General features: G+C 52.6%; 9 protein-coding genes. 3 read left to right on the forward strand and 6 right to left on the reverse strand.

Annotated elements, in window-relative coordinates:
- Positions 1-184: 184 nt before the first annotated feature.
- Together ACNSN4_RS16475 and ACNSN4_RS16480 are read right to left on the reverse strand one after the other, a co-directional pair.
- Entirely contained in the window at positions 185-667 is a 483-nt protein-coding gene (locus ACNSN4_RS16475; protein WP_418286919.1) for a DUF7970 domain-containing protein, read from the reverse strand.
- Entirely contained in the window at positions 660-1,532 is an 873-nt protein-coding gene (locus ACNSN4_RS16480; RefSeq protein WP_004594451.1) for a ParA family protein, read from the reverse strand. The genes ACNSN4_RS16475 and ACNSN4_RS16480 overlap by 8 nt, the downstream gene beginning before the upstream one ends.
- A 494-nt stretch (positions 1,533-2,026) precedes the next feature.
- Between ACNSN4_RS16480 and ACNSN4_RS16485 the strand changes: the two genes are divergently transcribed.
- Together ACNSN4_RS16485 and ACNSN4_RS16490 are read left to right on the forward strand one after the other, a co-directional pair.
- Complete coding sequence (locus tag ACNSN4_RS16485; RefSeq protein WP_418286920.1) at positions 2,027-2,701, forward strand: MarR family transcriptional regulator; 675 nt, start codon at positions 2,027-2,029, stop codon at positions 2,699-2,701.
- On the forward strand, positions 2,698-3,393 hold the full coding sequence (locus tag ACNSN4_RS16490) for a hypothetical protein (protein WP_418286921.1): 696 nt from the start codon (positions 2,698-2,700) through the stop codon (positions 3,391-3,393). The genes ACNSN4_RS16485 and ACNSN4_RS16490 overlap by 4 nt, the downstream gene beginning before the upstream one ends.
- A gap of 85 nt (positions 3,394-3,478) precedes the next feature.
- Here ACNSN4_RS16490 and ACNSN4_RS16495 read toward each other — a convergent pair whose 3' ends face one another.
- From ACNSN4_RS16495 to ACNSN4_RS16505, 3 genes are all read right to left on the reverse strand, one after another.
- Positions 3,479-3,832: a hypothetical protein gene (locus ACNSN4_RS16495; protein ID WP_418286922.1), complete on the reverse strand. Its 354-nt coding sequence runs from the start codon at positions 3,830-3,832 to the stop codon at positions 3,479-3,481.
- A gap of 76 nt (positions 3,833-3,908) precedes the next feature.
- Positions 3,909-4,343 carry a TRAM domain-containing protein gene (locus ACNSN4_RS16500; protein WP_418286923.1) on the reverse strand — a complete coding sequence of 145 codons (435 nt, stop codon included), beginning with the start codon at positions 4,341-4,343 and terminating at the stop codon, positions 3,909-3,911.
- 57 nt (positions 4,344-4,400) lie between these two features.
- Positions 4,401-4,967, reverse strand: coding sequence for a hypothetical protein (locus ACNSN4_RS16505; protein WP_418286924.1), 567 nt, complete (start codon positions 4,965-4,967; stop codon positions 4,401-4,403).
- Positions 4,968-5,098: 131 nt separating this feature from the next.
- Here ACNSN4_RS16505 and ACNSN4_RS16510 point away from each other — a divergent pair, with 131 nt between their 5' ends.
- On the forward strand, positions 5,099-5,770 hold the full coding sequence (locus ACNSN4_RS16510; RefSeq protein ID WP_084777746.1) for a tyrosine-type recombinase/integrase: 672 nt from the start codon (positions 5,099-5,101) through the stop codon (positions 5,768-5,770).
- Positions 5,771-5,818: 48 nt separating this feature from the next.
- Here the strand turns inward: ACNSN4_RS16510 and ACNSN4_RS16515 are convergent, their stop codons facing one another.
- A complete protein-coding gene (locus ACNSN4_RS16515) occupies positions 5,819-9,442 on the reverse strand; it encodes an Eco57I restriction-modification methylase domain-containing protein (protein ID WP_418286925.1) in 3,624 nt (1,207 codons plus the stop codon).
- Positions 9,443-9,723 lie beyond the last annotated feature (281 nt).

Genomic DNA, 9,723 nt, shown 5'->3' on the forward strand with positions numbered 1-9,723 from the left:
CCCCTGAAATTCGGACTTGGCCAACAGTATAAATCATATACCGCTATACTAAAACCGCGACCGCCGTTCGGACCCGGTTCTGAGAATAATCGCAAGACTGCAAGCAGGTAGCTTGCTACACAATCTGCATAATGTACAATGCGCACAAAATTTGAATGATGGGGGAAATCACCCAAATCCAATGTTAATCGTTCGTAGCTTGCTCGCTCAGCATCTCCACAACTTCCTGAACACGTTCCTCATCGGCTTCGATACCACGCTCCCGGAGGATCTGGAGGGCGACCTCATCACCGTGGTCCGCAATTACCCGGAGACAGGCATCTTGAAACTCTCTTCCCTCAAATTCGGGAACATCAAACATAGAGCACGCAGCAGTTACCGATGATCGCATCCGGGTGACGCCATCCCACGTGTCCTCCCGGACATAGAAGCCGTGCATATCGGTCTCATCAAAGGAGAAGGCCGGTCCACCGGTGGATTCGTCCACATCCTCTTCATCATGCCCAGGAATGGACTCAGTCTCCGACTCTGTGTCCTCAGTAGTTATCTCTTCATCCGGTTGCGGTTCATCCTGAGTGTCAGTACGTTCGTCGTCCGATTCAGCTCCGTCCTCCGTTTGTTTGAGCTGTTCAGCGACGTCCCCGAAACGGTCGTCCTCATTAGGCATGGCTGTGTTCCTCCACGAGGTCCGCTAAGTGGTCGAAATTCGGGATCTGGTCGCAATCTTCGTCGAACTCCGAGACCGGCATTCCTTGCTTGAACGCGCGAGAAATCGCGGTCCGTTCGCGAATCCCTGGCTTCGGAATACTATCGATGGTGCGTCCCGAATCATCGAGGGCATCAAAGATCTCCGGGTCCACACGAGCGTACTCGGGGACGAATGAACCGAACTCCCGGTTGAGATTTTCAACGAGAGTCCGATGCTCGTTGCGTTGTCCCATTGTTTCGCGAATCATATTCGGAGTGACTGCGAGGATATCCAACCCGATATTCTGCCGGATTGGGGAGATCTGGCGTTCAATCATCTTATTGAGGCCGTTGATCGATCCAGCACGCGGGATTAGCGGGATTATGACGCGCTGGACGGCGATGAGGGCGTTGTCGGAGAGTTTCCCACGGCCGCCTGCGGCATCAATTATCACGTAGTCGTATCCGTTTTGAATGAGCGGATCGACAACGTTCCGTCGAAGCTTCACGTCTGCGAACCGTTCGTCCTTCAGCCTCGTCTCGACGTTCTCGAGCTCGTTACTCGACGGGAGTAGGTGAACGCCGAAGTCCGTCTCGATAAGCAAGTCTTCGGGGTCCTCACCATCGATAAGGGCGTCACCGAGGTTCGCATCTCGGTCGTACGCATCGTCGTATCCCAACTGGGTCGTCATGTGCCCGTCCTTATCCAGATCCAATAGTACCGTCTCATGGCCACGAGCAGCGAGTCGATCTGCGATGTTGAGCGCGATCGTGGATTTCCCTACCCCTCCCTTGAGCAACGAGACAGCTGCTCCGGGGAGCCCTTCAAACTCGTCAGCACTCATAGCTCAGCACCCCCATAAGAAGCGGATTTTGTACATTTTGTAGGTAATGTACATTGGGTAGACGTTGAAGGTTGCGCGAGTTTTGTCGATAATGTAAGTTTCGCACTGGTCATACGCGGTCAATTAAGCTCGTCCATCTTAATTCTGTGTCAGACAGATTGCGTACGCCATCTACACAATCTACATTTTGTACATTACGTAGATTGTTGGCACAATCTTAATTGGCATAATCACCGTCGACCCTACGCAATCTACATAATTTAGATTATCAGCATTTCATACGTATTCATCGCAATCTTTGCCACCCACACGAACCAATTGAAGAAGTCCAATTTGCATTATCTACATTATCCACATTATGCAGATTGGCCATGAGAGCTACATTCTTCGGTCATTCAATTGGAGAGTCCTGAGTGATAGAACTCAGACAGAGCCGTTCTACCCCGCACTCTAGTAAGACTTTTAACTGTTACCAGATTATTGGTAACCGCCAGATGTATGAGGTTCTCGACGACACCGCGGCGCAGGTCATCCTCACCATCGAGAGTGGTGACTCCATCCGCCGTGTCGCCCAACACCTCCACACGCCCTACGAGACAGTGAGACAGGCCGTCAATCGGCTGGAAGACGCAGGCTACGTTTCCTATGACGACGGCCTCACTGTAGTCGACAAGCGCGTACACGACGCAGCGCTCGAGCTCGTCGCTGCCAGCGCCGGCGTCAGTCCACCCTCCATCGAGGAAACGTACGTCATCCCACAGTTCAGTGACTGGCCGTTCGCGTTCACGCGGATCGACGCCGTCTACGTGTGGACTCAGGGCGGCTACCAGGTCGGTCGCGAGCCCGACGACTATCCACTGTTCCTGGCTGTTCGTGAGCAGGACGTCGACGCCTGGGAGGAGTTCTTCAAGTCCTTCGACCTCCCGACCGCATTCGAACGACAGCCCCGAGATGAGCTGGACCGACCGCTACAGATCGTCCTCGAGCCACGCCCGTCACTCGACATCGAATACGTCGAGGGATACCCAGTGATACCGAGAGCAGAGACGATCGAGTACATGCGCGAGAACTACGCCCAGTTCCAGTCGGCACTGGCGATGCTCGACCGGATGTACGAGGACCTCGACCTCGGCGTCACGTATCGAGAACCCGAGCGGGCGCAGCCATGAGCTTCAACAACCGAAGTGACGCGCTCATCGAACTGCTCGAAGAGCTCACCAAAGAGGGCCACGAGTACGTTCTTGTTGGCGGCTACGCTGTCTCAGCGTTCAATGCTCGCTTCTCCACGGATCTCGATATCGTCGTCGCGCCGGGCTCCAAAGCTGACTTCGTCGAATTCCTCGAACGTCGGGACTTCGAGGAAACGGACAGCCACGCCAAGGAGTGGTTCTACGACACCGAAGTGATCGAGTACGAGAAGCGGCTCACGCCGCAGCAGCCGATCGGCTTCGACCTCTTGGTGAACGGACTCGGCTGTCGCCAGACCGAGGCACAGTGGTCGTTCGACTACCTGTACGACCACAGCCACCAACAGGAGGTGAGCGGGGGCACAGTGACGATGACGGCTAGAGTCATCGATGGGGCAGTCCTCGTGGCTGCAAAGCTCCACAGCGGCCGAGAAACGGACCTTCGGGACGTCTTGGCAGTGGCTGAAGAGATCGACCTCGACGCTGTCACACCCCACCTGCGGCGAGGGGACGACAATGCCCTACGGGAGCAACTTGAGCGTGGACTGGATATCTTGGAGAGCGACGAACTCAAGCACGGATTTCGGAGTGACTTCGGGGCCTCAGCTGTCTCAGAAGAAACGGTCACCGCTCTCCAAGAGTATCTGTCTGCACAGATTGACCACCTGAGCTGAATCGGTCGGGACTCCCTTGACCAGAAGTGAAGATAAGGCCCTTCAGCGGTGCTTGCAGTCAGTCAAAAAATTGGAGGGGTGGTTGTCAGTCGACCGTCGCTAACACACGGACATCCGTAGCTGAGTGTCGTTCCCGTTCAGTACGAGCACCGTGCTCGCGGAGGAACTCATCAATGCGGTCGGCAAGAGCCTCCGCATCCTCCCTATCGACGTGGACGATTAGCGTCGGACGCTCCTTGTCGCTGTTCTCGATCACGAGCGAGACATCCTTGAATTCGTCCGGCTGTCTATACGCCTCGAACTCATCGGCGACCTGGTCGGCCAGGTCGTCGAGTACCTCAATCGGTTCCTTTGTCATAGATTGAATATCGGCCTTGGAAGGTAGTGCCATCGCGAACGCGTGAAGAGAACGTGACGTGACTTTCAGAACCACCTCCATCAGACAAACTCGAACGGAGCCTTCTCACACCGATGATTTACCGAGAAGAAGACCGATCCACAGAAGGGACCAGGGGTTAGAGTGCTCGCGGATCGCTATCGACGATGCTCGCAAACGCGACGTTCTCCTGAACTTGTTCGATTTCGACTGTTGGCTCGTCGCCGGGTTGAGCGCCGGGAACGATCACGACGTACCCCCGTTCGACTTTCGCAATACCGTCTCCTTGATCACCGACGGTTTCGATTGTCACGTCGCGCACTTCTCCCTCATCAACAGGAGGACCAGATGAATCATTGCTCGTGCTTTCCTGAGAGGCGGGATGCCGTGGGCTCTGTGGAGATGTTGATTCAGCTTCGGAGGATGAATCAAGAAGAGCGATGCGGTACGTTTCATCAACAGTCAGCGCCCCATGCTTGATCTCACTCGGAGGAATCTCGATGACGAATGTACCATCCTCCTCCTTAATTTTCGCAGTGAACAGCGAACACAGAGAGTCTGAGATTTCTACCATAACTGGGTTTGATACTGGATACAATTAATCGGTCTCTTTGAGAAGGAGCGAACTGGATCAGCTGTCATCAGCTAGTTCTTCCCAAGGAATGTCTCGCTTGTGGACTACAGCGAGCTTCGAGTCGTCATCATCTTCCATTGTACTAAGACCACGCTGGACAAGAGTGTGAACCTGTCCAGCAGACTCCGGGAACGAAAATTGGTCATCCTCCGCGTCAGCACGGAGTTCCAGATAATGGAGGTACAACCTGAACGTCGTATCTGCTCCGATAGGCCACCAAATCGTCCCTATCTGCTCATCTACCTGATTGTCCCAATGCTCTATGAGTTCACGGATATCGTCGACGAGCTCCTCCCCAGAGGTGCGAAGGCGGAGGGAGTATTCCCGATCCCGCTCCATATCTTCGATTATATCCTGAAGGAAAGGCTCAGACTCCAGGGCGGTATGTGAGGTCTGATCCGCTTCTAGAAGGTGTTCTAACGCCCGAATTTCTTCACGCCGAGCGGCTACAGCGTATGCGACATTGTACTTGTCCTCGGGGAAGATTTCGTGCTGACTCGGTTGCTGTGCCTGAGGGTCAGTGTCCCCAGTGGATGAGCTAAATAAGGTCTCAAAGAGTCCCATACGCTTCGTCCGGAGGGCACCCATAAGTACTTCCTGTCATATCAGACGGCAATTCTGGCGGCTGTGAACCGATTCACCTTGCCACTCGAAGAAGAAGCGGATTATCTTTGTATCGACAGACAGCGATGGATATGGTAGCAACACGAGAGAGGGCCCTTAGCGAACGCGAGTTCGAACTACTGTTAGAAGGTGCTGGGCGAATAGATGATACACAACAGAGACTCGAAACACGAGCGGCCATTCTCCTTGGAGGCCGTCTTGGACTTAGACCAGGAGAAACAACGCACTTGTCGAAATCGTGGGTTGACCTAGAGCGGCAGATGATCCAGATTCCCACACAGGAAAACTGTACGAAGGGACGGGATGGTGGCATCTGTGGATACTGCCGGCAGGCGGTGAAACAACGGCTAGATCACAATCCCAATACGGATTTTCAGAGCTTTGCTGAGCGTTATTGGCTCCCGAAAACAGAAGCCGCATCTCGAACAGTTCCGTACCACTTTTCGTATCGGGTTCGAGTCGCGGTTGAATTGTTACTCGACGAACATAGTGGCTGGCCGTATTCGTTCTCGACCTTACAGCGACGTCTAGAAACGGCCCTGAAATTGTCGCCAGAATTGTCTAACGACGCAACCTCATTACATGGATTACGTGCAACAGCAGCGTCTTATCACGCCGGAAGAGGCTTAGATCTTCCCGCTCTCCGAGCAATGTTCGGGTGGGAGGACATCACCACTGCACGTCAATATCTGAATGTCGACGGAGCAATGACCCGACGAGCGCTGGACAGCATTCATCAGTAAGCCTGACTGGACTAAAATCCAAGAACCGGCGTAGTGCTAGCTCAGAAGTTACTCCATTGGCCCTACATCTCCAAGATGAGTGTATTTCTCAGTGACCCTATCGATGTAGGCTTCCGTCATAATTCGAGGATTCGACACTCGATGAAAGTCATCAAGAACGAACTGCATTTCCTCCCTATCGAGTCCGTAGGCGTGGAAAGAAGCTGCATCAATTTCGGCCTGAAGTCGCCGACGCTCTGATTCCTCTTTAGCGGGGTCAATTCCGCCGAGCCGTTCCCGCATCTCCTCGAACTTCTCACCGTAGCAGTTGAGTCGGGCCGCCCGGTCAGAAATATAGTGGAACCAGTTGTCGCCCTCTGTGAGACGCGGGACCTGTGATTCTTCCAGTTTGAACCGGACAATGTGTGAATCGACCTTCGTCCGCATTAGGTAATCGAACGGAATGCTGTTCAGTAAACCGGTGATGACGAACAGTTCCTTGTCATCGTATGCACGTTCATAGATTGAACGCAGGGGATACTCTGAGAGATCGTCCTGCTCCGGATTGACTTCATATGGCGAAAATGTCTGGAGTGTGTGAACACAAACGAGCCCTTTGGGTAACACAGTCGAAATCATTGTCCGTTCGTCGGTAGGTCGGGCGATATCTCGGTAGATAATCCGGTATTCCGTGAAGTCTGGAAGGAGGTCATCCATACAGAGGTCCTGTCCACGGTGTTCCTGAAGAAGATCGTTGACGAATCCCTTCTGTGATTTGCTGGTCTTCGGTCCACCAAACGCTTCGTATATGTCCTTTTTCGGCGTTCCACCGTTGTACGCCCGTTCCCGAACACGGTATTTAGCGCTCAGATCAGGCTGATCTTCATCGACACTCCATAGTGAAGGGGAATCAAGACTCGAATCGAACGTATTGTCGTGCTGGAACTGGTGAATGTTTGCTCCACCGTACACAGGGTAGTCACCTTCATTTTCCTCTTCGACGAAGCGGTCAGACGCCCGTGATCGATCCAGTTCACGGTGCGGAGTGACGTTCCATTTATTGTCGATTTTTTCTCCCAACGGAGGGTGTGAGACAATACTCTCCAAGATACCCACTTCCTCAGGATGAGTGATATTAGGAAATATCCGTGCTTTCAGTGAATATTGCGAAAGCACTTCTCGAGGAATAGTAATTGCCATCTCATCAAAATGGCGGAGGACAGAAACATCACGCTGATCAAATACACCCTCTATCTGGTCCGTTTTACCACTATTCTTGAAAGAGAGAATGGCGAATTGGTATCGATTGTCGATCTCCTCAAAGATTCCATGATTTTCGAAGCCCACTAACGTCTTGATCTCTGCGTCATCAAGTAATTTTAATCTGAGATCCTTCGAGAAGGATCCACTGAAGATAACTCCAGGGAGAACTTGCGCTACGTACCCTTGTTTGCTCACGAGGTCAAATAGCCTCTCAAAGAAGAGAGCAGCAAGGTTGTTTTCGTTCGGGTCCTTGCGGCCGTCTATAACCGGTTTCTGGAGAGTATATTCAGAACCGTCGGTGAAATACCGCATTTGCTTCTCTATTTGATCTTGGTACTTCTCCCATCCCTCGGCAATCTCTTCGTCTTCTAGTAACTGTTCTTGCATCTCGTCCTTATCCGAAGGCATCCGGGACCGGAACTGCTCATCAAACTTGACGAAGTAATCATCGCGACTCGCTCGAAGCTGGTCCCAAGGCGGATTCCCGATAATAAGATCAAAACCTCCCTGGTCGTAGACTAGCGCGAATTCAAGAATCCAATGAAAGGGGTGGAATTCTTGAACTTGATCCAGAGTGATTTCAGCGCCGGCATTATGGAACTCATCTAGCACCTTGTTGTCCAGATTCTGACTGTAGCTGGTGATGAGCGACTCTGCCTGACGACGGGCGTTGGTTGCTTCTTTCGAGGAATTTGCCCGTTTGTGTTTCCGCTGAGCGTGGATAACGTCCTCGTAATACTCGCTGACCGGTGTTTCTTCACCGATGCCATAATTTGTGAGTGAGGTATCACCCTCTTCGTTGACGGTTTCGATGAGGTCTGTAAATCCAATTAGACTGTTCCCCTGCCGGATGTTGAAATCAATATTCGGGAGCGGTTCGACCTCCCCTGGCTCGTCTTCGATATCCGCAACCATCGAGAGCCACAACCGAAGTTTACAGATCTCCACAGCGCCTTCGTCGATATCCACCCCGTAGAGGTTATCCAGAATAATCGAGCGTTTGGCGTATAGCGACTCCCCACCATGCCCACCCTCGATACTTTCTAATTCCTCACGACTACGAGTCTCCAGCTCCCAGCCTTGCCCTTCAGCCTCGAGCCGCTGGAAATACTCAATACATTGCATGTATAGGTCCATCAGCACCTCCTGTGCGGCGAGCAGGAAAGCCCCACTTCCTACGGCGGGGTCGAGAATGTGAGCTTCCTTCAGAATGTCGTGGTAGAGAGTCTCCACATGGCTGGTCTGGACGTTTTCCGTTGGAACTTGCTGGGTTATGGTTCCGCCATCGGCAACAGCTTCTGCACTACTATCTGCCTCGGGCACGGGGAATCCGAACACATTGTCGATCTCGTCGTAGTCTGCGTCCACAGCCTCGTTGAGTTGATCGAGCAGATATGGATGGATCGTCCGTCGGGCCATGAACCCCGTGATTTCTTCCGGTGTGTAGTACGCCCCCATCTCCTTCTGATTGACCGTTTGCTCGAAGATGTGGCCCAATATCGCTGGGGAGAGGTTCTTGGGATCGACGATATCGAGTCGTTCGTCTACGTTCCAGTTCCAGTCGGAGAGGAAGTCGAGGATATCGTCGAAGAGCTCGTTCGTTTTCTCGGCAGGGCCACCTAACTTCGCGTCCTGGAACTCCTCTTCGACAGGGTTCCTTGCGAACAAGCCACCGTTCAAGTACGGAAGACTACCGAAATCAGGGTTCTGCTTGTCTTCTGCGAGGTATTCGAAGAAGAGCGGTTCGTAGAACTCTTCGTAGTGGTCACCGCCCTCGTCAACGACTTCATTCGGCTGTTCGTGAAGGTAGTTCGGGTTCCGATCAAGGAGGCGCTTTTCTTGGATGAAGTATAGGAATATCATCCGGTCAAGAATGACCTGCACATATCGTTGCTTCGCGTCACCACGGTCATCGGGAATGCCCGTGACCTCTTGAATGAGATCCGTCCGGAGTTCCTCGAACTGTTCATAGAACTCTTTGACGACCTGTTGCGTGTCGTAGAGCGTATCGTATATCGCAGCAGAGGAACCGTACTCGATCGAGTTCAGCTTCTGGAGAATAGTGTTCTTCTCTCCGCTGTCCCGCGTGAACTGCTCCTTCGAGAACGAAATCTTTTGATGCTTAATTCGACCGTGCTGCTGCCCCTCCCAGCTTCGGACTCGCGTAATGAAGGTGAAGGTCTCGAAATCGTTGGTGGCAACGAGGTTGGTATGCCGTGAGCGATTTTCCGGTTTGAAGTCCGTGGCAGTCTCACCGGGGCCAGCATTGACGATGACGATGAATTCGTCATCATCAAGCTGGACTACGAGTTCGTTATCGCCCCCTAATTTCGGACGTGGTTTGAGCCCGCGTTTTTCAAAGGAGTTTGCTATATCCTGTAAAGAGTCCCAGCCCGCGATATCGGATGCGGTGATCTGCTGGAGAGTCATACCACCTGAAAGTTGCTTTACTCATATGAAAATGATGGATACGAGGGTGACTTTCGACTGAACTGGTCAATCCTCCCGTTGCGTAGTATGCAAGAAGCAGCTCGCATTTCACGAGCATTCGTAAATCAAGTCGAAAACAGCCAATAGCGAGACGCTCAGTTGATGCAATGTATTGAGTATTTCCAGCGGCTCGAGGCTGAAGGGCAAGGCTGGGAGCTAGAATCCAGAACGCGAGAAGAGATTGAGGAAATCGAGTCTGGAAAAGGCTCCTCATCACTGTA

This window comes from Halorubrum marinum (assembly GCF_048381195.1).
Lineage (GTDB): Archaea > Halobacteriota > Halobacteria > Halobacteriales > Haloferacaceae > Halorubrum.

Bases quoted from the DNA above. Each gene is read 5' to 3' on its own strand.
- ACNSN4_RS16505 (WP_418286924.1), bottom strand. From the start codon at position 4,967: ATGGGACTCTTTGAGACCTTATTTAGCTCATCCACTGGGGACACTGAC.
- ACNSN4_RS16480 (WP_004594451.1), bottom strand. From the start codon at position 1,532: ATGAGTGCTGACGAGTTTGAAGGGCTCCCCGGAGCAGCTGTCTCGTTG.
- ACNSN4_RS16485 (WP_418286920.1), top strand. From the start codon at position 2,027: ATGTATGAGGTTCTCGACGACACCGCGGCGCAGGTCATCCTCACCATC.
- ACNSN4_RS16495 (WP_418286922.1), bottom strand. From the start codon at position 3,832: ATGGAGGTGGTTCTGAAAGTCACGTCACGTTCTCTTCACGCGTTCGCG.
- ACNSN4_RS16490 (WP_418286921.1), top strand. From the start codon at position 2,698: ATGAGCTTCAACAACCGAAGTGACGCGCTCATCGAACTGCTCGAAGAG.
- ACNSN4_RS16475 (WP_418286919.1), bottom strand. From the start codon at position 667: ATGCCTAATGAGGACGACCGTTTCGGGGACGTCGCTGAACAGCTCAAA.
- ACNSN4_RS16515 (WP_418286925.1), bottom strand. From the start codon at position 9,442: ATGACTCTCCAGCAGATCACCGCATCCGATATCGCGGGCTGGGACTCT.
- ACNSN4_RS16500 (WP_418286923.1), bottom strand. From the start codon at position 4,343: ATGGTAGAAATCTCAGACTCTCTGTGTTCGCTGTTCACTGCGAAAATT.
- ACNSN4_RS16510 (WP_084777746.1), top strand. From the start codon at position 5,099: ATGGTAGCAACACGAGAGAGGGCCCTTAGCGAACGCGAGTTCGAACTA.